The organism is Burkholderia seminalis (assembly GCF_001718535.1).
Taxonomy (GTDB): domain Bacteria; phylum Pseudomonadota; class Gammaproteobacteria; order Burkholderiales; family Burkholderiaceae; genus Burkholderia; species Burkholderia seminalis.
On sequence record NZ_CP013400.1, the window covers coordinates 393,242 to 414,769 of the forward strand.

The 21,528-nt window shown below is 67.8% G+C and carries 20 protein-coding genes; 7 read left to right on the plus strand and 13 right to left on the minus strand.

Features of this window, described 5'->3' with window-relative positions; genetic code table 11:
- Positions 1-24 precede the first annotated feature (24 nt).
- Together WJ12_RS22460 and WJ12_RS22465 are read right to left on the minus strand one after the other, a co-directional pair.
- Positions 25-720: a hypothetical protein gene (locus WJ12_RS22460; protein WP_034188448.1), complete on the minus strand. Its 696-nt coding sequence runs from the start codon at positions 718-720 to the stop codon at positions 25-27.
- 97 nt (positions 721-817) lie between these two features.
- Positions 818-1,276: a MerR family transcriptional regulator gene (locus WJ12_RS22465; RefSeq protein ID WP_059559832.1), complete on the minus strand. Its 459-nt coding sequence runs from the start codon at positions 1,274-1,276 to the stop codon at positions 818-820.
- Positions 1,277-1,353: 77 nt separating this feature from the next.
- Here WJ12_RS22465 and WJ12_RS22470 point away from each other — a divergent pair, with 77 nt between their 5' ends.
- Positions 1,354-2,598, plus strand: a complete 1,245-nt coding sequence (locus WJ12_RS22470; protein ID WP_059559830.1) for an NADH:flavin oxidoreductase/NADH oxidase family protein — start codon at positions 1,354-1,356, stop codon at positions 2,596-2,598.
- Positions 2,599-2,664: 66 nt separating this feature from the next.
- Here WJ12_RS22470 and WJ12_RS22475 read toward each other — a convergent pair whose 3' ends face one another.
- The 5 genes from WJ12_RS22475 to WJ12_RS22495 all read right to left on the minus strand — a co-directional run bounded on the left by WJ12_RS22475 (position 2,665) and on the right by WJ12_RS22495 (position 8,066).
- Positions 2,665-4,782, minus strand: a complete 2,118-nt coding sequence (locus WJ12_RS22475) for a TonB-dependent receptor (protein ID WP_059559827.1) — start codon at positions 4,780-4,782, stop codon at positions 2,665-2,667.
- 41 nt (positions 4,783-4,823) lie between these two features.
- Positions 4,824-6,293, minus strand: a complete 1,470-nt coding sequence (locus WJ12_RS22480; RefSeq protein WP_059559824.1) for a PepSY-associated TM helix domain-containing protein — start codon at positions 6,291-6,293, stop codon at positions 4,824-4,826.
- 242 nt (positions 6,294-6,535) lie between these two features.
- The gene (locus WJ12_RS22485; protein WP_034188443.1) at positions 6,536-7,021 is read right to left on the minus strand and encodes a hypothetical protein; all 486 of its coding nucleotides are present in this window, start codon (positions 7,019-7,021) and stop codon (positions 6,536-6,538) included.
- Positions 7,022-7,116: 95 nt separating this feature from the next.
- The gene (locus WJ12_RS22490; RefSeq protein ID WP_059559821.1) at positions 7,117-7,671 is read right to left on the minus strand and encodes a hypothetical protein; all 555 of its coding nucleotides are present in this window, start codon (positions 7,669-7,671) and stop codon (positions 7,117-7,119) included.
- A 71-nt stretch (positions 7,672-7,742) separates the two neighbouring features.
- On the minus strand, positions 7,743-8,066 hold the full coding sequence (locus WJ12_RS22495) for a hypothetical protein (RefSeq protein WP_034188441.1): 324 nt from the start codon (positions 8,064-8,066) through the stop codon (positions 7,743-7,745).
- A 624-nt stretch (positions 8,067-8,690) separates the two neighbouring features.
- On the opposite strand from WJ12_RS22495, the gene WJ12_RS22500 reads away from it, so the two are divergent.
- Positions 8,691-9,323 (plus strand): LysE family translocator, encoded by a 633-nt coding sequence (locus tag WJ12_RS22500; RefSeq protein ID WP_059559818.1) that lies wholly within the window; start codon positions 8,691-8,693, stop codon positions 9,321-9,323.
- Positions 9,324-9,395: 72 nt separating this feature from the next.
- Here WJ12_RS22500 and WJ12_RS22505 read toward each other — a convergent pair whose 3' ends face one another.
- Both WJ12_RS22505 and WJ12_RS36050 read right to left on the minus strand, forming a co-directional pair.
- Positions 9,396-11,024 carry an NADP-dependent glyceraldehyde-3-phosphate dehydrogenase gene (locus WJ12_RS22505; RefSeq protein ID WP_034188439.1) on the minus strand — a complete coding sequence of 543 codons (1,629 nt, stop codon included), beginning with the start codon at positions 11,022-11,024 and terminating at the stop codon, positions 9,396-9,398.
- A 731-nt stretch (positions 11,025-11,755) separates the two neighbouring features.
- On the minus strand, positions 11,756-11,968 hold the full coding sequence (locus WJ12_RS36050; RefSeq protein WP_156444808.1) for a hypothetical protein: 213 nt from the start codon (positions 11,966-11,968) through the stop codon (positions 11,756-11,758).
- On the opposite strand from WJ12_RS36050, the gene WJ12_RS22510 reads away from it, so the two are divergent.
- Positions 11,958-14,087 (plus strand): TonB-dependent receptor, encoded by a 2,130-nt coding sequence (locus WJ12_RS22510; protein ID WP_069246033.1) that lies wholly within the window; start codon positions 11,958-11,960, stop codon positions 14,085-14,087. The genes WJ12_RS36050 and WJ12_RS22510 overlap by 11 nt on opposite strands.
- 95 nt (positions 14,088-14,182) lie before the next feature.
- Here WJ12_RS22510 and WJ12_RS22515 read toward each other — a convergent pair whose 3' ends face one another.
- Entirely contained in the window at positions 14,183-15,139 is a 957-nt protein-coding gene (locus WJ12_RS22515) for a LysR family transcriptional regulator (RefSeq protein ID WP_059559810.1), read from the minus strand.
- Between the two features lie 224 nt (positions 15,140-15,363).
- On the opposite strand from WJ12_RS22515, the gene WJ12_RS22520 reads away from it, so the two are divergent.
- A complete protein-coding gene (locus WJ12_RS22520) occupies positions 15,364-16,392 on the plus strand; it encodes a DUF1338 domain-containing protein (RefSeq protein ID WP_034188436.1) in 1,029 nt (342 codons plus the stop codon).
- Positions 16,393-16,735: 343 nt separating this feature from the next.
- Here WJ12_RS22520 and WJ12_RS22525 read toward each other — a convergent pair whose 3' ends face one another.
- The 3 genes from WJ12_RS22525 to WJ12_RS36475 all read right to left on the minus strand — a co-directional run bounded on the left by WJ12_RS22525 (position 16,736) and on the right by WJ12_RS36475 (position 17,575).
- Entirely contained in the window at positions 16,736-16,933 is a 198-nt protein-coding gene (locus WJ12_RS22525; RefSeq protein ID WP_069245820.1) for a CsbD family protein, read from the minus strand.
- A gap of 63 nt (positions 16,934-16,996) precedes the next feature.
- The gene (locus WJ12_RS22530) at positions 16,997-17,347 is read right to left on the minus strand and encodes a BON domain-containing protein (protein ID WP_034188434.1); all 351 of its coding nucleotides are present in this window, start codon (positions 17,345-17,347) and stop codon (positions 16,997-16,999) included.
- Between the two features lie 63 nt (positions 17,348-17,410).
- Positions 17,411-17,575 (minus strand): hypothetical protein, encoded by a 165-nt coding sequence (locus tag WJ12_RS36475; RefSeq protein WP_167361896.1) that lies wholly within the window; start codon positions 17,573-17,575, stop codon positions 17,411-17,413.
- 384 nt (positions 17,576-17,959) lie between these two features.
- On the opposite strand from WJ12_RS36475, the gene WJ12_RS22535 reads away from it, so the two are divergent.
- The 3 genes from WJ12_RS22535 to WJ12_RS22545 all read left to right on the plus strand — a co-directional run bounded on the left by WJ12_RS22535 (position 17,960) and on the right by WJ12_RS22545 (position 21,400).
- The gene (locus WJ12_RS22535; protein WP_034188433.1) at positions 17,960-19,492 is read left to right on the plus strand and encodes a helix-turn-helix transcriptional regulator; all 1,533 of its coding nucleotides are present in this window, start codon (positions 17,960-17,962) and stop codon (positions 19,490-19,492) included.
- Positions 19,493-19,632: 140 nt separating this feature from the next.
- Positions 19,633-19,824, plus strand: coding sequence for a CsbD family protein (locus WJ12_RS22540; protein ID WP_034188432.1), 192 nt, complete (start codon positions 19,633-19,635; stop codon positions 19,822-19,824).
- Positions 19,825-20,248: 424 nt separating this feature from the next.
- On the plus strand, positions 20,249-21,400 hold the full coding sequence (locus WJ12_RS22545; protein ID WP_034188431.1) for a branched-chain amino acid ABC transporter substrate-binding protein: 1,152 nt from the start codon (positions 20,249-20,251) through the stop codon (positions 21,398-21,400).
- Positions 21,401-21,528: the final 128 nt, after the last annotated feature.

A 21,528-nucleotide genomic window follows, 5' to 3' on the forward strand; every position in this document is an offset into this window, starting at 1 on the left:
CCGTGTCGCCGCCAGCCGACGCCGTCAAGGCTGGCGGCAAGCCGGATCGGTGTCGCGCCGCTCGGCGGAAGCGCACCAGTCGTTCGGCCGCCAGGCTTCGAAGGCGACGGCCTTCGCCGCATTGGCGCGCGTGACACGCACCGGGTCGGCCTTCAGCGCATCGCCGTCGGCGTCCGCGTCGAATCGCCAGTTCCGGAACACTTCGCGATGGAACACCCACGTGCGGTGCGCCGCGTCGTAGCGGAACGTCACGCGGTCGCGCCAGTGGCTATGGCCCGCGAATACGCCTTGTTCGACGGTGAACGTGCGCGGCTCGACCGTGAGCGCATGCTCGGCGACGCCGTCGAGATACGGGTCGCCCATGCCGCCTTCTTCGGCTTTCATGATCACGGTGTCGTTGCGCGCCGCGAGCCGGTATCGTCCGTCGTTGCCCTGCACGAAGATCAGCAGCGGGCGCGGCGACGGCGTATGCGTCGAATCGCCGGGCCGATGCGCGACGACGACGTAACCGCTGCGCGTGCCGTCGGTCAGGGGCCCCGAAGCGGCATCCAGCGCTTCGTAGCCGGCCGGCAGCTGCGCGACGATGTCGGCCGGCAGTGCCGACGTGTCCGGGCAACGGATCGACGCATGCGTGTCGTCGCACGTCGACGCGCAGGCACTGCCGATGCCGAAACTCAGCAGCGCGGCGACGAGCCATCCTCTGATACGGGGGAGCGTCATGCGGATAGGGTCATGAGGTTGCGCGGCGCACGGCGACGCGCTTGCGTCGACGCGTCTCGCCACGGTGCGGGTTGATCGAACGGGGAGGTGGAGTCGGTCATGCCCGCTTGCGCGTCGGCCGTACCACGGGTGCGGGCTCCAGCGGCTGGCTGGCCTGCTCGCAAAGCCGGTCGAGCATTCGTTGCGCGGCGCCCGCGCAATCCTCGCCTGCCGGCTTGTTCTCGATTTCGTCGATCAGCGCTTCCAGCTGCTGCCGGTTCTGCGCGAGCCGCTGTTCGAGCAGCGCGATGTCGTCGACCTTGTGCCGCAGCGCGACAAGGAGCTCGTCGCGCGGCCATGCGCCGAGATCGGGCGGCAGCACCGCGCGGATTTCGTCAAGCGCGAAGCCCGCGCGCTGCGCGCGGTCGATGATCGCGAGCCGCGTCAGCGCTTCCGCCCCGTATTCCCGATAGCCGTTCGCCTGGCGGCGGGCCGGTTCGAGCAGCCCGCTCGCCTCGTAGAAGCGGATGCGCGACGCCGCGAGGCCGCTCGCCTTCGCCAGTTCGCCGATTTTCATGGTGTGCTCCAAAAGGGCTTGACCTTAAAGTTGACTTTAAAGTTATCGTTGGGCATCGTCAATCGAGGATGTCCACCATGAATCTGTTTGCGCCGCTGACACTGCCCAACGGGGCGGTGATTCCGAACCGTCTGGCCAAGGCCGCGATGGAAGAGAACATGGCCGATGCGGACCACGCCCCGTCCGACGCGTTGCTGCGCCTGTACCAGGCGTGGGCCGACGGTCAGGCCGGCCTGATCCTGACCGGCAACGTGATGGTGGACGGCCGCGCGATGACGGGACCGAACGGCGTCGTGCTCGAAAGCGACGCGCATCTCGACCGCTTCCGCCGCTGGGCGCAGATCGCGCGCTCGGGCGGCGCGCACGTGTGGATGCAGATCAATCACCCGGGGCGCCAGATGCAGGCGGCGCTCGGCCAGACGACGCTCGCGCCGTCGGCCGTGCCGCTCGCGCTCGGCGCGCTGTCGAAGCAGTTCCCGGTGCCGAAGGCAATGACGGAAGCCGATATCCGCGACGTGCAGCAGCGCTTCGTGCGCGCCGCGCAGCTCGCGGAGCAAAGCGGCTTCACCGGCGTGCAGGTTCACGCGGCGCACGGTTATCTGCTCAGCCAGTTCCTGTCGCCGCTGACGAACCGCCGGCAGGACCAGTGGGGCGGCAGCATCGAGAATCGCGCGCGCCTGCTGCTCGATATCGTGAAGGCCGTGCGTGCGGCGGTGTCGCCCGCATTCGTCGTCGCGGTGAAGCTGAACTCGGCCGATTTCCAGCGTGGCGGTTTCAGCGCGGACGACGCGAAGCGCGTGGTCGAGCTGCTGAACCCGCTCGACGTCGATCTCGTCGAGTTGTCGGGCGGCAGCTATGAAGTGCCGGCGATGCAGGGCGAGGCACGCGACGGGCGCACGCTGGCGCGCGAAGCGTATTTCCTCGAATTCGCGCGCGACATCGCGGCCGTCGCGCGGATGCCGCTGATGGTCACGGGCGGCATCCGGCGTCGTGCGGTGGCCGAGCAGGTGGTGAACAGCGGCGTCGCGATGGTCGGCATCGCGACCGCGCTGTCGATCGACCCGAACCTGCCGCGCGACTGGCGCGCGGGCAAGGACAGCGCGCCGGCGCTGCAGCCGATCCGCTGGAAGAACAAGGCGCTGGGCGCGCTGGCCAACATGGCCGTCGTCAAGTTCCAGCTCGCGCGGCTCAGCGAAGGCCGCCGCACGCACCCGCAGGTGTCGCCGCTGCGCGCGCTGGTGCGGCAGCAACTGGCCGCGCAGTGCCAGACGCGACGGTACCGGAAGTGGATGGCCGGGCGTGCGGCAGGCACGCGGGCGTGATCGGCGCGCGGGTGCCCGCCGCGGCGCTGCCGGAGACCGACCGGCAGCGCCGTTGCGCATGCCCCGTCAGAACCGGTAGTTCGCCAGCACTTCGAACCGCCGGTCGTTGCCGAGCAGGACCTGCGTCTCGTTGTAGTACGCGGACTGCACGTAGCGCCGGTTGAACACGTTGTACGCGCGCGCGGTGATCGTCGTGTCCTTGCGCGGCTTCCACGCGAGGCCCAGGTCGACGGTCGTGTACGACGGCATCACGAGCTGGTTCGCGGTATCGGCGAAGCGCTTGCCGACGTACTTGACGCCCGCGATACCCGTCCAGTCCGGCGCGAAGCGCCAGCTGACCCACAGGTTCGCGAGCCGCTGCGGCACCGACACCGGCACGTTGCCCGCGCGTGACACCGTCGTGCCGCCGGACGACTGCTGGAAATCGTCGTACTTCGCGCGCAGGATCGACACGTTCGCGTCGACACGCCAGTCCTTCGCGATCTCCGCGCCGACCGTCGCCTCGAGCCCGCGCGACGACTGCTGGCCGACCTGGATCGACTGGTTCGGGTTCACCGGGTCGGCCGTCAGCAGGTTGCGCTTGACGATCCGGTAGGCGGCGAGCGTCCATTCCGCCTTGCCGTCGAGGAACGACTGCTTCACGCCGATCTCGATCTGCCTGCCGGTCGCGAGCGTGAAGCCCGCCTTCGACGCATTCAGCGACAGCAGCGAGCTGACCGGATCGGCCGCGACCGCGTACTGGCCGTACACGGCGAGACCGGGCCGCACGTCGTACACGGTGCCGATGCGCCAGCCGGTGTTCGCGAACACCTTCGTGAAGGCGCCACCGTTCACGAGATCGTCGCGGTTCACGCTCGCGTAGTCGTAGCGCAGCCCGCCGATCACCGACCAGCGCGGCGTGATCGCGAGCCGGTTCTCCGCGAACAGCGCGTACTGGTTCGACTGGCTGCGGTACTTCGGATAGGTGCCGGCCGTGTTGATGAAGCTGCCCGGGTCGAAGCCGAACGGATCGACCGTCGAGGTACCCGAATACGGCGAGTTGTTGTCGTGCTGGAACGTCGTGTGGTTGAACTCGACGCCCGCCGAAAACGTGTTGCGCATGCCGAGCAGCGCGCTGCTCACGGTGGCCGTCGTCACGTTGCCGTACTGCTCCTGGTCGTGGAAGATTTCCGTGTAGCTGCTGCGCCGCACCTGCGCGCTCGACGGCAGGTACGTGTAGTACTCGGCGTCCTTCCAGTGACGGTTGCTCTTCATCCGGTACAGCGTGGTCGTCACGTTCAGGCTGTCGCTCGGCTGCCAGTTCGCCGAGACGGTGGCCCAGCTGTCGCGGAATGCGATGTCGCTGTCGCCGACGTTGTAGTTCTTCCTGTCGAGTGCGCGATCGCGCGCGCCGTTCACGAGCGGCGCGCCGAAGTACTGCATCGGATGCAGGAAGCCCTGCGCATACGACGCCGTCACGTACAGGTCGGGCGTCACGTCGTAGCGCAGCGCGCCGGAGACCGACAGATTGCGCGAATCGCCGCGGTCGACCCAGTTCGACGAGCGGTTGCCGCTGACGTCGAAGCGGTACGACAGCTTGTCGTTGATCGCGCCGCCGCTGCCGAACGCGGTCCGCGCGGTGCCCTCGGTGCCGCCGCCGACCTGCAGTTCGTTGCGGATCGGCGTGCGCGTCGGCTTCTTCGGCACGATGTTGACCACGCCGCCGATCGCGCCTTCGCCGTAGATTACCGAAGCGGGGCCGCGCAGCACGTCGATGTGGTCGACCGACCATGTGTCGAACGGGAACGTGACGCCGATCGCGCCGTACGGGCGCACGCCGTCGTAGAGTTGCGTGACCGACGACGCGCCGACGAAGCCGCGCGCGGCGAGCTCCGAGTTGCCGTTGCCGGGGTGCGGCGACGCGCTGATGCCGGCGGCGCGGCTCACCGCATCGATGATCGAACGGTCGCCGCGCGTGTCGAGCGCCGCGCGGTTGATCTGCTCGACGCTCGCGGGTGTTTCGAGCGACGACAGCCCGAGATGGCTGCCGGTGTCGAGCGGCTGCGCGAGCGCGGGGGCTTTCCGCGCATCGACGCGGATCGGGGCGAGCGTGGCGCCGGTGCGGTCGACGCCGCTTTCCTGTGCCTGCCCGGCGGGAGAGAAGGCCGCGAGAACGGCGGCGGGCAGCATCAATCTGAACTTCATTGTTTCGGTTTCCTTCGAATGGGTGGCCGCGCTTGCGTCGATCACGCCGCGGCGCGCGTCGCGCGGCCGAACAGCAGCCGGTCGACCAGCCAGACGGCGACGATCGTGATGCCCATCAGCGGGAAGACGATGCCGAGCAGCACGAGCCCGGCGATCCAGCCGCGCATCGGCGGCGTGCCGCGTTCGCGCGACGGTGCGCCCAGCTTGCCGGCCGGGCGGCGCTTCCACCACATCACCGTGCCCGTGACGGCCAGCGCGGCCAGCCCGAGCGACAACACCGCGCAAACGATCTGGTTCGCGAGCCCGAAGTAGCGGCCCATGTGCAGCGACGTGCCGTACGACACGGCCTGCGAGACCGCGCCGTAGTCGTCGTAGCGGATGTCCTTCAGCACCGCGCCGCTGTACTGGTCGAGATGGATCGTGCGTTCGGCCTTCGGGTCGGCCGGGAAGTACGACGCGGTGAACACGCCGTCCGTGCCGGACGGCAGCGCGAGCGTGTAGCCGCTCGTCACGCCGAGGCCGGCGACGATCGCGATCGCGCGCGTCAGCGGCAGCGGCGCGGGTGTCGGCGCCGACGGCGAATGCGGAACGGGCACGTTGCCGACCGCCCACGGCGTTTGCGGCAACGGCAGGTCGTCCATCACCATTCCCGGCATCGCGTCGCCGGCATCGTGGTGATGCGTCGATGGTGCGGCAGCCTGCGCGTGCGCAGGCTCGGGCGTCGTGGCAGTGCCCGGTCGCGTCGAGCGTACCGATGCGCCGCCCCATGCGCCTTCCGGCGCGCCGAGGTTCACGCTCGTCGCGAGTGCCTTGAAGTTCTTGCCCCATGAGCCGGACCACGGCAGCCCGGTCAGGATGAACGCGACCGTGCCGGCGGCGAGCCAGATGCCGGCCGTCGCGTGGAGGCTTTTCCACAGCGGCCGGCCGCGCAGCGACAGGTCGGGCCGCAGCGCACGCCCGACGCGCGCGGCGCCACGCGGCCACCACAGCGCGATGCCGGTGCCGATCATCACGAAGGTCCAGCACGCGGCGAGCTCCATCAGCAGCTCGCCCGTCTTGCCGAGCAGCAGCTTGCGATGCAGCATCCGGTCGACCTGCATGAAGCGGTTCTCGACGCTCAGCGTGCCGAGCACGCTGCCGTCGTACGGGTTCACGTACACGCTCTCGCGGCTGCCGTCGTGCAGCCGGAACACGTATTCGGCGCTGCGGTCGCGCGCGGTGGAGACCTGCACGGAGACCGGCGTTGCGCCGGCCGGCATCGCGGTGCGGGCGCGTGCGAGCAGCGTATCGGCGTCGAGCCGCGGCGTGGCGCGCGGCTCGACGACCAGCCGGTGCGGATACAGCAGCGGCTCGATTTGCGGCTGGAAACAGTAGAGCGTGCCGGTGATCGCGAGGATCACGAGGAACGGCATCACGAACAGGCCGGCATAGAAGTGCCAGCGCCAGAGCGTCCGGTAACCGGCGCCGGTGGAACGGGTGGGCGAGATGGCCCGATCGACGGTGGTCGACATGGTGTCAGCTCCTCGTGTTCGTCGAGCGGCAAGGCCGGCAACGGCCGGCCGCCGTCAACGCGCGTCGCGTCCGCGTGCGCGCATCGACGCGGCGGGCGGCGCCGCGTGATGCGCAAACGATGCGCAACGCGGCATCGCCCGCGCGACGCGGGCATGCGGATGAACGCTTGAATCAGGTCGGGTGAAACGAACGGCATGAACGCGCATGCACGTCGACGTGCATGCGCCGCAGGGCGGAACGTTCAGCAGAACAGAGGCGGGGCGCGAGAGGGCGGGCGATCGTCGAGGATCGATCGCACGAAGGGAAGACTGTCGACGTGGACGCGGAACCGTCGTGGCGCCGCGGCCGGAAACAGCAGCACCAGCAGCACGAACGACGCGAGCGCGGTGAACAGTGCCGCGCCGAATGCGCACAGGCCGTCGCCGTTGCCGGCGGACGCCGTCTTGTCGGCATGCGCGTCGTGTTTGAGCGCATCGGCGAGTGCCCGCGCATCGTTGGCCGGCGTGATCGGCGCGCTCGCATCGAAGCGGGCGGCCAGCGCGGCGCCGGTGACGATCAGCGGGCCGCGGCCCGAGCACAGCACCACCGAGCCCGCATCCGGACCGTCCGGATCGAGCATCACGGCGCCCGACATCAGCGCGCGGGACAGCAGCGTCACGAGGAGGAATCCCCACAGCAGCTGTCGCGCGACGCCGGGCCGAAGCAGGAAGCGGCGAAGTGCGTTCATGGCGCGCGATTGTACATCCGTTTGCGCGGCCGGGCCGGCGCGCGGCTTGCATCAGCGGGATCGGCTGGTGTGCGTCCGGAAGCGGAACGCGGGGGCTATTCCGGAGCGGCTGATCGTGGGTCCGGCGCGACGTTCGCGGGGCCGTACGACCAGGTGCCGTCGGCCAGCGCGGTCAGCACGTTGCCCGTGCGCGCGTCGTACAGATGCCACTGCTCGTCGGTCGGATCGTCGCCGTACGGCCAGGTCGTCAGCTTGCCGCCGAGGTCGAAGTCGAATACCCACGCACCCGGTTCGGCGCGCGGCGCGACCGATCTCAGGAACTGTCCGTCGAGCTGCCGCGCGGCGGCCGCGATGTCGCCGGCGCGGGATTCGCTATGCGCGAGTTCACGGCCGTCGAGCGCGATCGACCAGTGGCAGTAGCAGATCCACAGCTGTCCGTCGCCCGCGACGGTCACGCGCCGCGACGCCTGCCTGTCGCGTGCCGGGGCGGCCTGGCCGGAGGCGCCGCCGCGCGGCTCCCGCACATGCAGCGCGGGCTGGCCGAACTCGAACGTGAGGAAGCTGCCCTGGCCTTTCGTCACGGACCAGGCCGGCGTGTCGCAGATGGCCGGCCAGATCCGGTCGAAGTCGGCCGTGTTCACGAGGAGCATGTCGGTGATCGGAGCCCGGCGGCCGTGCCCGTCGCGATGGCCGTCCGCGGCAGCCGGTGCGGTGGGCCGGTTCAAGCCGGATAGGAGTCGTCCACCTTCAGGTTCGCGAGCCGGAACAGCGTGCGCAGCGTCTGCGGATGAATGTCGCGGTGCGACGCAAGCGACGTCAGCATGAAGTCGAGCACTTTCGCGTAGCGCAGCAGCACGAGGCAGCGTGCGAGATCGGGCGTACGACCGCGCATGTCTTCGGCAAGGGTGACCATTTGCGTTGACAGCGTGCGCGCCATCTCGAGTTCCATCTGCTGTTTTTCGGTCCAGTCGGGCAGGGGCTGTTCGAGCACTTTCGCGAGAAAGAGCTGGAACGACGTATCGGACGAGTTGGGCAGCGCATCCATGAAGAGCCTCGTGCGTATGTGGATCGTTCGGGCGCATCCGTGGACGCGCCCGTGGGTGGAGGTGTGTCCGCGTCTTGATCGGCGCGGTGTTCACCCGAACGGAACGCAGGTTCCGTACCAGCGTCGCGAGACGAATGTTGAGTATTGTTGTGGCGTGTTAACGCGACGTCGGCGAGTCCCGCCGGTGCTGGGTCGCGGCGGCGGTCGAGGAAGGCATCCATACGCGCGGCGCGATGTATGCCGCGCACGCAAAACGGCTCGACACGTCGAAATGCTTCAGGGATGTAACGTAACGCCCGCATAAAACCCGTCGCGCGATTCCGTCGACGAACGGCTGGAACGAGGCGTTTCGCGCGTCCCGGCCACGTCCGACGTGCGTTCGCCGGTGCGGCATGCCGGAACGCGGCGCCCGGCGCCGAGCGGCGCAAGCGGGCCGCGCATGCGCCGGGTGTTTCAAAACCGAGACGCTTGCGCGAGCGGCGATCGCTGGCGCGGCCGCCGAACCGGCCCGGCGAATTGGCCCGGCGAACCGGGGAATTGGCCCAGCGAAACGGCGACCAACTGTCCATGGGCAGACGGCGCGCGTTTGCCAACAATCTCCAGATCATCCCTGCGAGGTTCGACATGAGCGTCCACGCCTTCTTCTCGGCCAACCTGCTGCTCGCCTATACGGCTTACTTCATCGGCACGGCCAGCCCGGGGCCGAGCAACCTGGCGATCATGTCGGTGGCCGCGAACCAGGGCCGCAAGGCGGCGCTGGTGTTCGCACTCGGCGTCATGTCAGGGTCGATGTGCTGGGCGACGGTGGCGGCGCTCGGCGTGTCGGCCGCGCTGCTCGCGTGGTCGAAGCTGCTGGTCGCGATCAAGATTTTCGGCGGGCTGTACCTGCTGTGGCTCGCGTTCAAGTCGGGGCGCGCGGCGCTGTCGGGGCCGGCGGCGGCAACGGTGAACGCGGCGCGCGAGCAGCGGCTGTCGCGCTTCTACGTGCGGGGCGCGATGCTTCACCTGACCAATCCGAAGGCGATTCTCGTGTGGGTATCGATCGTCGCGCTGTCGTCGAACGGCGCGGGGGCGTCGCACGGCGCCGTCGTGCCGGGCTGCCTCGTGATCGGCTGCCTGGTGTTCGGCGGTTATGCGCTCGTGTTCTCGATGGACGGCGCGCGCCGGCTGTACGTGCGCGGCCGGCGCGCGATGGACGCGTGTCTGGCCGTCGTGTTCGGCGTGGCGGGGGTTCGGCTGCTGGCGTCGAACGTCTAGCCGCGCGGCAGGGACTGTCATCCTCCGCCGCGCGGGCGCGCGACGGAGGCTCCGACGTCGATCAACCCGGCTTCAGAAAATGAAGCCCGTGTTGATGAACTTCGAGTGGTGATCCGACACGATCGAATCGAGCAGCTGCTTGCTGCTGTCGGTCTGCTTCGCGGCGACCATCGAGCGGATCGAGAACGCGCGCAGCGCGTCGCTCACCGACAGCGTGCCTTCGGCCGAATCCTTGCGGCCGGCGAACGGGAACACGTCGGGCCCGCGCTGGCACTGGCAGTTGATGTTCACGCGGCATACCTGGTTCACGAGCGGATCGACGAGCGCGCCGATCTGCGCCGGATCGGAGCCGAAGATGCTGACCTGCTGGCCGTGATCCGACGTCGTCACGTAGTCGAGCGCGGTGTCGACGTCGTCGAACGGCGCGACCGGAATGATCGGCCCGAACTGCTCCTCGCGGTACAGCTTCATCCCTTCCGACACCGGATACACGACGGCCGGATAGAACAGCGTCTTGCTGAACTCGCCGCCCGAATGGTTGACGACCTGCGCGCCCTTCGCCTTCGCATCGTCGATCGCGTCCGTCATGTAGGCCGTGCGATGCATGCCCGGCAGCGGCGTGATGCTGACGCCTTTCTCCCACGGCATGCCGATCTTCAGTTGTTCGAGCGCCGCGGTGAAGCGCTTCAGGAATTCGTCGACGATCGAGCGATGCACGAGCAGCATCTTCAGCGCGGTGCAGCGCTGGCCGTTGAACGACAGCGCACCGAGCAGGCACTCCTTCACGGTCAGGTCGAGATCGGCGTCGGGCAGCACGATCGCGGCGTTCTTCGCGTCGAGGCCGAGGATCGCGCGCAGCCGGTGCGACTTCGGGTGCTGCTTCTTCAGGTGATCGGCGACCTTGCTCGACCCGATCAGCGCAAGCACGTTGATCTTGCCCGACGCGAGCATGTGCGGCACGACCACCGCGCCCGGCGCGTAGATCGTGTTGATCACGCCCTTCGGGAACGCGTCGCGGAACGCCTCGAGCAGCGGTTCGAACAGCAGCGTGCCGTACTGGGGCGGCTTGAACACCACGGTGTTGCCCATCAGCAGCGCGGGGATCAGCGTCGCGAACGTTTCGTTCAGCGGATAGTTGTACGGGCCCATGCACAGCACGACGCCGAGCGGCGTGCGGCGGATCTGGCCGATCGTGCCTTCCGCGATCACGAAGCGCGAGTTCGCGTTGTCGAGTTCCTTCAGCGCATCGATCGTCTGCGTCATGTACGTGACGGTACGGTCGAACTCCTTCTGCGAATCGGCGAGGCTCTTGCCGATCTCCCACATGATCAGGTTCACGACCAGTTCACGCTGCGCGACCATCCGCTTGATGAAGTCCTGCATGCACGCGATGCGCTGCTCGACCTTCATCGTCGGCCACTCGCCGCGGCCGGCATCGTACGCGCGCACCGCGGCGTCGAGCGCCGCGTCGCTTTCCGTTTCGCCCATCACCGGGTAGCTGCCGATTTCGACCTGCTCGACGCTGCCGTCCGCCTGCCGCACGCATACGGGCGACAGCACGGTCTTGGTCGCACCGTCCCACGGTCGCAGTGCGCCGTCGACGAGCGACACGCGCTGGTGGATCGGGGCGGAGAGCCGGAACTCGGCGGGGATGTCCTGATAGGCGGGAAACAGCTGCTGCAGGGAGGCGGAATCGGGCATGACGGTCTCGTTTGACGGGGTGTCCGGGAAGGACGGGTGATGCGAATCCTGAGCTGAATGATCCTCGATCCTGAATCGGCATGATGACGCGCACGCGACGGCGCGTCACGCGGAAACCTGGCCGAATCAATGAATGGAACCAGTTCCATTAAAAAGGAACGCCGTCGCGAATGCAAGAATCGCCGAATGGCATGACGGAGGCTGTAAGTATTTGGAAAGACTGTTGCCGAATGGCCGGTATAACGTGCAGGGTGCATTCGCAAACGTTTCACTTCGACCGAATTGAGCGGATAATGGCGCGGCGCGGCGAAGAAAATAATGAAGTGAGCCTGAGAGCAGACGGAGTGAAGAACGGAAGTAGGTCCGCCGCGTTGCCGATGCGAGGTCGGCTGCCCGGAGCGCCGGGTCGGGGTTGCCCGGTCCGGCGCGCACCGGACTTTTGCATGCGTGCTGCCTGCGTGGCCAGATCCTTCGGAATCCTCCCCAGTCTCTCCGCCGTCGCTTCCCGAATCCCGCCTTCCCCCTGATCGTTTCCGCCTGGCGCGGCCAATCCTGGTCTTTCGTTTTTATTACGAAAAGGCCGGTCAAATCTACAAAAATGAAAGGCATTTGTCGGGAATGCAGAGCGTTAAGCAGGCGCACGTTGTGGGCAGGCGACACGTCGAAAATTAATTAAAAACACGAATCATTCTCGTTTAATATTTCGCTCCGTTACGAGCCATGACATCGCGTCACGGCTCTTTCGCGCCGGTCGTGCCGGCCGGCATCCACCCGCGCCGGCCATTCGCGGCCGGCATGCGCGACGGGGCGATCCTCCGCGCGCCGCAGCCTTCTTCACGGAAAAGGGTGTCGTCGGCCGATTCGCCGCGTGACGCGCGCGTTGACCGGACACGTTTCCGTTCGCCGTTTTTCTTCACCACCCCTACGTTCACGATGAAACTCAACAAGAGCGCCTGCCATGCGCTTCTGATCGCCGCGTCGCTGGCCGGCGCCCGCACCGCGTTCGCCCAGGCGAGCGATGCCGCGGCCACCTTGCCCGCGATTTCCGTCAACGCGGCCGCCGAGCATGCGTCGTACGATGGCGGCCACTCGCGCGCGGCGACCAAGACCGACATGTCGCTGATGGACGTGCCGCAGACGGTGAACGTCGTCCCGCACGCGGTGATCGAGGACCAGAACGCGACGTCGCTGCAGGACGCGCTGCGCAACGTGCCGGGCGTCGGCTTCTCGGTCGGCGACGGCCAGCGCGACCAGATCACGATCCGCGGCTTCAACAGCATCACGGACCAGTACGTCGACGGCATTCGCGACGACGCGCTGTACTACCGCGACCTGTCGAACGTCGATCGCGTCGAGGTGCTGAAGGGGCCGGCGGCCGTGCTGTACGGGCGCGGCTCGGCGGGCGGCATCGTGAACCGCGTGCTGAAGCGGCCGCTGGCGAACCCGGTGAACGACGTGGGCGTGACGCTCGGCACGCGCGGCGAGCGGCGCGGCGAATTCGACCTCGGCTGGAACGCGAACGACGCGGCGCGCTTTCGCATCACCGGCGCGGCCGAGAACTCGAACAGCTTTCGCGACCAGTTTCAGCTGAACCGGCAGGCGATCGCGCCGTCCGCGCAATTCAAGCTCGACAGCGACACCATGCTGAACGTCGAATTCGACTATCTGCACGACCGCCGCACGTCCGACCAGGGCCTGCCCGCGTATCGCGGCCGGCCGGTGGACGTGCCGATCAACACGTACTACGGTTCGGCCGACGCGGCGAACAGCTCGTACAACGACGTCTCCGCGAAGAGCGCGACGGTGTCGCTCGATCACCGTTTCAACGATTCGCTGTCGTTCCATGGCGCGATCCGCGCGTACGACTTCTCGCTCGAGCGCAAGAACTACGTGACGTACGAGCCGATCAAGACGGCCGCGCACCCGGTCGTCACGCTCGACCAGTCGACGCGCCAGCGTACCGATCACGGCATCGACGGCCTGTTCGAACTCACGCAGAAGACGTCGCTGTTCGGCATGCGCCACGAGCTGCTGTACGGGCTCGAACTGTCGCAGCAGCAGAAGTTCGACACGATCTACGGCGTGACGAAGGTCGCGACCTCCGATCTCTTCGATCCGCAACAGGTGGTCCTGCCCGGCGTGCCGACCGGCGCGCGGGCGAAGACGAACGCGTCGACCGTCGTCGGGCTCGCGGGCGTCTACGCGCAGGACCTGATCTCGCTGACCGAGCACTGGAAGGTGCTCGCCGGGTTGCGCTTCGACTACCTGAACCAGATCCGCCACGACTATACGTCGTCGAACGTCAATCTCGACCGCACCGATCACGCGTGGAGCCCGCGTGTCGGGCTGATCTACGAGCCGCTCGACTGGCTGACATTGTACGGATCGTTCAGCCAGTCGTTCTCGCCGCTCGCCGATACGCTGATCAGCTCCGGCGCGTTCGCGAACGGCGCCGCGCTCGCGCCGCAGAAGACCACCGCGTATGAAGTCGGCTCGCGCGTCGATCTCGGCGGCAAGGCGACGGCCAGCGTTGCGCTGTTCGACATGCGCCAGACCAACCAGCAGATCGGCGATCCGGCGAACCCCGGGTATGCGCTGCCGATCGGCACGCAGCACGTGCGCGGGATGGAGCTTGGCCTGACCGGCGAGATCGCGCCGAAGTGGTCGGTGTATGCGGGTTACGCGTACCTGAACGGCACGGTCGACGGTTCCCCGCAATCGACGGCGGCCGGCCTCGCGTTGTCGAGCAACACGCCGGGGCTGATGCCGCGCCACAGCGCGAGCCTGTGGCTGAAGCGCGAGCTGCCGTACGGCTTCTACGCGGCGGCCGGCATGCAGTTCCAGTCGGCACGTTATGCGTCGGCGAGCGATCTCGTCACGCTGCCGTCGTTCACGGTGTTCAATCTGGGCGCCGGGTACCGCAGCAAGAAGGTCGACGTGACGCTCACGCTCGACAACCTGTTCAATCGCCGTTACTTCATCGCCGCGCACGGCAATGCGGACCTGTACAACATGCCCGGCGATCCGCGCACGCTGACCGCCACGGTGAAATGGCACATGTAACGCGCTTGCGGTGAGCGATGCAGGCCTTCGTCAGGACGGCCTGCATCTCGTTGCCGACGCTCGCGGCGCCGGTTGGCAGGTTGCCGGCGGCGCCGTCATTCGACGTCCTCGTCGTCCTCGTCGTCCTCCGTATCGTCCATCTCCTCCGCGCGCGCCGGCGCCGCATACGCGCTCGCCTGTTCGAGCAGCCAGCCGCGGAACAGCTCCAGCGGCTTGCTGTGGCTGAATTCCGTCGGATACACGAGGTAGTACGCCGAATCGCCGACCGTCGCGGCGTCGCACGGCACGACCAGGCCGAGCTGCTGAAGCTGTTCCTCGACGAAGAACTTCGGCACGAGCGCGATGCCGAGCCCGGCCGCGGCCGCGCTGATCAGCATCGTATGCAGTTCGTAACGCACGCCCTGCATCGTGCGGATGTCCTCGACGCCATGGGTTTCGAACCACTGCGCCCACGCGCCGGGACGCGTGGTCGAGTGCAGCAGCGGATACGCGAGCAGATCCTCGACACGCTCGACCGGCCCGTCGAGCAGCGCGGGCGAACAGATCGGCACGACCTCCTCGCCGAACAGGTAGTCGGACGAGGTGCCGGGCCAGGTCGGCTTGCCGTAGTGGATCGCGGCCTCGAAGTGCGTGTCCTCGAACGAGAACAGGTCGGTGCGGCTGCCCATGTTCACGCGCACGTCGGGCGTGCGGTCGTAGAAGCTCTTGATGCGCGGGATCAGCCAGTGCGATGCGAAGGTCGGCAGCACCGCGAGCTCCAGGTAGCCGCCGCCGCTGCCGTGCGCGATGATCGACAGCGTGTCGCGGTCGAGCGTTTCCAGCGCGCGCCGCACCTGCGTGCCGTAGAGCTTGCCGGCGCGCGTCAGCACGACGCGCTGCTTCACCCGGGCGAACAGCCGCACGCCGAGGCTGGCCTCGAGCGTCGCGATCTGGCGCGACACCGCGCTTTCGGTCAGGAACAGCTCCTTGGCCGCGTGCGTGAAGCTCTCGTGGCGCGCGGCGGCTTCGAAAGCCACGAGCGCGCCCATGTTGGGAATCTTGAATTTACGCATGATGCTCGTTTCGTCTGACGAACGGGGCCGCGCCGCGCGAGGGCGGAAGGCGGGCGGGGGACAGGTAATAATTCCAAAAACTCATCACGTGTCAATTTAATCTCGCTTTACGCCCGGCGGCAACCCTTTGAATAATGCTCCCCACGCAAGGTCAGGCGCCCGCGGGCGGCCGGCCGACGAGTTGCCGGCACGTTTGCCGGCGGTCCCCCGAGACGAGAATCCTGATGCGCAATCCGAATATCGAGAGCTTGCTGACGAAGCTGCTGGGACAGGCGAAGACCGACGCCCTGTTCTCGACCCTGAACATGCCGGCCATCCTCGAAGAATGGGAGGACGGCGTCGTGACGCGCGCGGAAATCGCGCAGGCGATGAACATGGCGCTGTTCGAAGGGCTGCTCGAACGTTCGGCGAACGGCCGCGCCTACACGGCCGAAGCGATCGAAAGCGGCGGCTCGGTCTATTTCGATCACGGCGCGCTGCGCACGGTGCGCTGGCCGCACACGGGCGCGCTGCCGCCGGGCGAAGCCGCGTTCACGCGCATCCTGCGTCCGCTCGGGTTCCGCCTGAACGGCCGCTACCCGCTCGACAAGCTCGGCATGACGGGCCGCGCGTACGCGCACGAAGACGCGCCGGACGAAATCGCGCAGTTCTTCGTCAGCGAACTGCATCCGGAACGTTTCTCGAAGGAGTTCCAGCAGGCCGTGACGAACGTCGTCAGCTCGTCGCGCGATCCGCTGTCGCCGGCGGCCGTCGCGCTGCTGTGGGAGGTCGAGCGCGAAGGCTGGCTGCCGCTGGACGCCGCGCAGGCGCTGCTGCCGGAAATCGTCGGCGCGTTCGCGCGCCAGCACGACGTGCCGAACGAACTCGACTATGAAACGCTGCTGATGGAATCGGCGGAAATGGCGTGGATCGCGACCGAAGGCAACGCGTTCAACCACGCGACCGACCGTGTCGCCGACGTGTTCAAGCTGTCCGACGACGAGAAGGCGAAGGGTCGCCCGATGAAGCCGGAAGTCGAGCGTTCGCGCTCGGGCCGCGTGTTCCAGACCGCGTATCGCGCCGACACCGTCGAGCGCGAGTTCCGCACCCGCGACGGCGGCACGGTGAAGCGCAACGTGCCGGGCTCGTTCTACGAGTTCATCACGCGCAAGCGCACGTTCGACCAGGGCGCGCGCCGCTGGGTGACCGACCTGCGTTTCGATGCGGGCAACGCGCAAGGCATCTTCAAGATGACGGCGAACGCGGCGAAGTAACGCGGCACGGCGGCGGAAGCGACGAACCGGTCGGGCAGGACGTGCATGCGTCCTGCCCGATCTGCGTTGGGGGGCTCGCGATGCAGCGTCGGCGCGCGTCGACGGTCGTGCGGCGAAGCCGTCCGTGGCCGTCGGTCGTGTCGTCGAAGGGGAGGTGTGTGCCGCGAAGGCGGCGGGCGCGTGCCGGGCGCCGCGCCGTCAGAAGACGTGCGTGATCAGATAGAACAGCACCAGCAGCCCGAACGGTACGCCGAGCAGCCAGGCGATCAGGTATTTACCCATATCGTTGTCCTGAATGGCCGCGACGCCATCGGCGCCGCGGCGGGTGAAATTGCCGGATGCGTTACAGCTCGCGATCGAAATCCTTCAACTGCTTTTCGGCTTCATCGCGGGCGATCCCGTAACGTTCCTGGAGCTTGCCGGCCAGGTAGTCGCGATTGCCTTCGGCGACCGCGAGATCGTCGTCGGTCAGCTTGCCCCACTTGGCCTTCAGCTTGCCGGTCAACTGCTTCCACTGGCCCTTGATCTTGTCCTCGTTCATCGTGTGCTCCTTGGTCGTGATGGGAAAACTGCGGGGGAAGCGCGGCAGCCGCCGCGCGGGAGGTCAGGCCTTCGCCTTCAGGCCGGATGCGTCGACGTGCTTCACGCCCTTGATCGCGCGCGTCACGGCGACGGCCTTCTTCACGGCCGTCTTGGTCGGCAGCACGCCCGTGAGCGTGACGACGCCGTCGACCGTCTTCACGCTGATGTCGGTGCTCTTCACGCCGTCGGTGGTCGCGAGTTCACCCTTCACCTTGGTCGTGATCCACGTGTCGGTGACGGGCTGGTTCGATTCGGTCGCCATGCCGCTGTCGGCCGACGAGGCCTGGGCGTGCGCGTTAGTGAGCGGCGCGGCGGACAGCAGGAAGGCCGCGCTGACGGCGAGCAGCGTCGAAAGGTGCGAGGTCTTGTTCATGGATGTTCTCCTTCGATGGGCGTGTTGAATGAATGGATCGACGAGCACGGAGCGTGCCGCGGGTTACCGGGCGATCGGCGTGTCGTAGCCGGGCTCGCGCGGCGGCATGTCCGGGCGCGGCAGGTCCGGCGGCAGCGGCACCGGCGGATCGGTGCCGGGCGGCGGTTCGGGCGGAGCGTCCGGGGCCGGCTCGGGCCGCGTCGGATCGGGTGTCTGATGCAGCTTCATCCGGTTGTCCTCCTCTGCGGTGTGAAAGGGCAGCGCATGAGCGCCGATGCAGTACCAGCGTACCGACGCGAACGCGAGCGGACATCGCGCAAATTCACCGGATCGGCTAGTGCGTTTGCACCGGGAATGGCACGGGCGGGCAGGAACGGGGAACGCATCACGACCCGGGCAACGCGCGGGCACCGGCGCGAGGGCCTTGCCGTGCCGTTGGGCCGGACACCGCACGGTGCCGATGCGGCATGCGAATGTACTATTGGAGGTAGTGCATTCGCGCCTGTCGCGTCCTCGCGCGGTACGCGATCATCACCGCACGCGCCGGCCGGGGCGTGCGGCGTAACGGGGCAATTGGCGGGCGGTCATGTTGACGACAGGGACAACGACTCGATGAACGAACAAGTAGACGAACAGGCGCTCAAGTCGCACACCGACCGGCGCCAGCTGCACCAGATCATCGCGGGGCTCACCGAAGGCGTGATCCTGATCGAGCCCGACCAGCGGATCGTCTGGGCGAACGAGGCCGCGCTCGCGATGCATGGCGTGACCGAACTGGCCGCGCTCGGCGCGGACGTCACCGAATACCGCGAGCGCTTCCGGCTGCGCTACCGGAACAACCATCCGGTGCGCGACGGTCACTATCCGATGGATCGCGTGATCGCCGGCGAGGAGTTCAGCGACGTGACGGTCGAAGTCGAATCGGCCGCCGACGAAACCGTGAGCTGGGTGCACCGCATTCGCAGCCTCGTGCTGACGAACGCGGCCGGCGAACCCGACTGCCTCGCGCTCGTGCTGCACGATGCGACCGAATGGGCGAGCGCCGAGGAGCGCTTCGAGCGCACCTTCAACGCCAACCCGGCGCCGGCCGTGATCTGCCGGCTCGACGACTTGCGCTACGTGAAGGTCAACCAGGGCTTCCTCGACATGACGGGCCACGCGCGCGACGACGTGCTCGGCCGCTCCGTGTACGAGGTCGACGTGCTCGAACAGGCCGAGCGGCGCGAGCTGGCGATCGAACGGCTCGGCGAAGGCGCGACGATCCCGCAGATGGAAGCCGTTCTGAAACTCGCGGACGGCAGCACGAAGGCGGTGGTCGTCGCCGGGCAGCCGATCGACATGAACGGCGAGGCGTGCATGCTGTTCACGTTCATGGATCTCGAGCCGCGCAAGCAGGCCGAGCGCGCGCTGAAGCAGAGCGAGGAGCGTTTCGCGACGGCATTCCGGATGGCGCCGGTCGCGACCGCGATCGTCACGGCCGACCGCTTCGAACTGCTCGACGTGAACGATGCGTTCGCCGCGATGACGGGCCATGCGCAGGACGCGCTGCTCGGCAAATCCGCGGACGAGATCGGGCTGTGGGCCGAGCGCGGCGCATGGCAGCGCATTGAAGGCCGGCTCGCGCGCGACGGCAACGTCCGCAACGCCGACGTGCAGATCCGCACGCGCGACGGCGATGTGCGCGATTGCGTCGTGTCGGCCGATCCGGTCGCGATCCACGGCCGCGACTGCCTGCTCGTCGCGCTGCTCGACATCAGCGATCGCAAGCGTACCGAGATGGAGCTCGTCTATGCGATCGAGACCGCGATGCAGGATGCGTCGTGGTTCAGCCGCACGCTGATCGAGAAGCTCGCGAACGTGCGGCGCGCGAATGCGCCGGACGCGGGCGCGCAGTTGTCGGACCTGACCGCGCGCGAGCGCGACGTATTCGACCTGCTGTGCCACGGCCTTGCCGACAAGGAGATCGCGGGCCGCCTCGGGCTCGCGCCGAACACCGTGCGCAATCACGTCGCGACGATCTACGCGAAGCTCGACGTGCACAGCCGCGGCGAGGCGATCGTGTGGGCGCGCGAGCGCGGGATCGTCGGCGCGGCCGAGGCGAACGGTGCACGCGGCGAGAAGGGCGGCACGAAGGGCAAGGACTGACGCCGACGGTACGAATGCACCACGCACACTGGTGCATCCGCATCTGCCGCCCGCCGCGTTCGCTTGCGATCCTGTCCACTCGGCGGGGCGGCGCGGGCCGCCGCATCGCCGGTTCTCCCTCACCATCGCAGGAGACGACCATGGACAGGAATCGCATCGAAGGCAAGCTCAAACAGGTCAAGGGTTCGGTCAAGGAAGCGCTCGGCAAGGTAACGGGCGACCGCAAGGCGGAAGCCGAAGGGGTGGCCGAACAGCAGGCCGGCAAGATCCAGGAGAAGGCCGGCGAGGCGGCCGACGCGGTGCGCAAGCCGGTGCGTACCGATCGGCGCTGACCGATGACGCGACGCCCGCCGCGGGCGTCGCAAAGGCCGGCCGGGCCGTCGTCGCGACGATGATGCGCGATCGGCATGACCACGGCCGGCCTTTGCCCGAGGGTGCCGCCGCCGCTCCCTCTTGCAGCCTTCCACGCTCGACCCCCCGCCGTACTGGCCGCGGGGTCGCCCGCGAACGCGGAACTTGATGAAAAATCCTCACAACATAGTTCCGATATTTCGTTTGCTGCGCGGGTATTGGCTACCCACAATCCCTTCACCTCTTTCGCGATGAAAGGTTCTTCGGAGACGGAATCGCGGTGATCGGCCGGCCGGTTGGCGCATCGAATGACGCCCCGGCAGCGCATGCCATCACCGACGCGCGAGAGGTCGCCGACGCGCGGCCGCCGCGCGTTGCATCCCGACCCACAGAAGAAGGATTGCCATGACGTTCCGCATTCGTTCGCTTTCCGGCGTTGCATTGACCGCTGCGCTCCTCGCGTTCCAGACAGGCGCGGCCCATGCGCAGGAAACCGTCGTGAAGGTCGGCGTGGCCGGCCCGCTGACGGGCGGCGGCGCCGCATACGGCAAGGACATCGAGAACGGCGTGCGCATGGCGGTCGACGAAGCGAATGCCGCGCACACGACGGTCGGCGGCAAGCCGGTGAAGTTCGTGATCGCATCGCAGGACGACCAGAGCGATCCGCGTACCGGCGTACAGGCGGCGCAGCAGCTCGCCGACGCGCAGGTGGCCGTCGTGATCGGCCACTTCAATTCGGGCACGACGCTGCCCGCGTCGAAGATCTACGCGAAAGCCGGCATTCCGATGATCACGCCGTCGGCGACCAATCCCGACATCACGCGCGCCGGGCTCGGCACCGTGTACCGCGTGATCGCGACCGACACGCAGAACGCGGGCAACGCCGGCGCGTACGCCGCGAGCGTGACGAAGGCGAAGCGCATCGCGATCATCGACGACCGCACCGCGTTCGGCCAGGGCGAGGCCGACGAGTTCGAGCGGGCCGTGAAGGCGAACGGCGGCACGATCGTCGCGCGCGAGTTCACGAACGACAAGGCCGTCGACTTCAGCGCGCAGCTCACGAAGATCAAGAGCACCAATGCCGACCTCGTGTTCTTCGGCGGCCTCGACGCGCAGGCCGCGATGCTCGTGAAGCGCATGCGCCAGCTCGGCATCCGCGCGCAATTCCTCGCGGGCGGCGGCGTGATGAACGCGAACTTCATCAAGCTCGCCGGCAATGCGGCCGAGGGCGCGTCGGTGTGGGAATACGGGCAGCCGCTGTCGCGTCTCGCGAAGGGCAAGCAGTTCGAAACGAAATTCAGGCAGAAGTACGGCGTCGACATGCTCGCGTACGCGCCGTTCGCGTACGACGCGACGTGGATCGCGATCAACGCGATGCAGAAGGCGAACTCGACGAAGCCGGCCGATTTCAACGGCGCGCTGAAGGGCACGCGCTATGACGGCATCACGGGCACGATCGCGTTCACGAACACGGGCGACCTGAAGAACCCGAGCTCGACGCTGTATGAGGTGAAGAACGCCGCGTGGCAGCCCGTCACGACTCAATCGTCGGACTGACCGCGATACGCGCGAGCGGGCTTTCGCGGCGATGCCGGACGTGCTGAAATAGCCGAAGCGATCGCCGGGGAGTCCGCCCACGCGAGGCCGCGCGCGACGCGGCACGAACAACCTACGGGCGCGGCCGG

Bases quoted from the DNA above. Each gene is read 5' to 3' on its own strand.
- WJ12_RS22460 (WP_034188448.1), bottom strand. From the start codon at position 720: ATGACGCTCCCCCGTATCAGAGGATGGCTCGTCGCCGCGCTGCTGAGT.
- WJ12_RS22465 (WP_059559832.1), bottom strand. From the start codon at position 1,276: ATGAAAATCGGCGAACTGGCGAAGGCGAGCGGCCTCGCGGCGTCGCGC.
- WJ12_RS22470 (WP_059559830.1), top strand. From the start codon at position 1,354: ATGAATCTGTTTGCGCCGCTGACACTGCCCAACGGGGCGGTGATTCCG.
- WJ12_RS22475 (WP_059559827.1), bottom strand. From the start codon at position 4,782: ATGAAGTTCAGATTGATGCTGCCCGCCGCCGTTCTCGCGGCCTTCTCT.
- WJ12_RS22480 (WP_059559824.1), bottom strand. From the start codon at position 6,293: ATGTCGACCACCGTCGATCGGGCCATCTCGCCCACCCGTTCCACCGGC.
- WJ12_RS22485 (WP_034188443.1), bottom strand. From the start codon at position 7,021: ATGAACGCACTTCGCCGCTTCCTGCTTCGGCCCGGCGTCGCGCGACAG.
- WJ12_RS22490 (WP_059559821.1), bottom strand. From the start codon at position 7,671: ATGCTCCTCGTGAACACGGCCGACTTCGACCGGATCTGGCCGGCCATC.
- WJ12_RS22495 (WP_034188441.1), bottom strand. From the start codon at position 8,066: ATGGATGCGCTGCCCAACTCGTCCGATACGTCGTTCCAGCTCTTTCTC.
- WJ12_RS22500 (WP_059559818.1), top strand. From the start codon at position 8,691: ATGAGCGTCCACGCCTTCTTCTCGGCCAACCTGCTGCTCGCCTATACG.
- WJ12_RS22505 (WP_034188439.1), bottom strand. From the start codon at position 11,024: ATGCCCGATTCCGCCTCCCTGCAGCAGCTGTTTCCCGCCTATCAGGAC.
- WJ12_RS22510 (WP_069246033.1), top strand. From the start codon at position 11,958: ATGAAACTCAACAAGAGCGCCTGCCATGCGCTTCTGATCGCCGCGTCG.
- WJ12_RS22515 (WP_059559810.1), bottom strand. From the start codon at position 15,139: ATGCGTAAATTCAAGATTCCCAACATGGGCGCGCTCGTGGCTTTCGAA.
- WJ12_RS22520 (WP_034188436.1), top strand. From the start codon at position 15,364: ATGCGCAATCCGAATATCGAGAGCTTGCTGACGAAGCTGCTGGGACAG.
- WJ12_RS22525 (WP_069245820.1), bottom strand. From the start codon at position 16,933: ATGAACGAGGACAAGATCAAGGGCCAGTGGAAGCAGTTGACCGGCAAG.
- WJ12_RS22530 (WP_034188434.1), bottom strand. From the start codon at position 17,347: ATGAACAAGACCTCGCACCTTTCGACGCTGCTCGCCGTCAGCGCGGCC.
- WJ12_RS36475 (WP_167361896.1), bottom strand. From the start codon at position 17,575: ATGAAGCTGCATCAGACACCCGATCCGACGCGGCCCGAGCCGGCCCCG.
- WJ12_RS22535 (WP_034188433.1), top strand. From the start codon at position 17,960: ATGAACGAACAAGTAGACGAACAGGCGCTCAAGTCGCACACCGACCGG.
- WJ12_RS22540 (WP_034188432.1), top strand. From the start codon at position 19,633: ATGGACAGGAATCGCATCGAAGGCAAGCTCAAACAGGTCAAGGGTTCG.
- WJ12_RS22545 (WP_034188431.1), top strand. From the start codon at position 20,249: ATGACGTTCCGCATTCGTTCGCTTTCCGGCGTTGCATTGACCGCTGCG.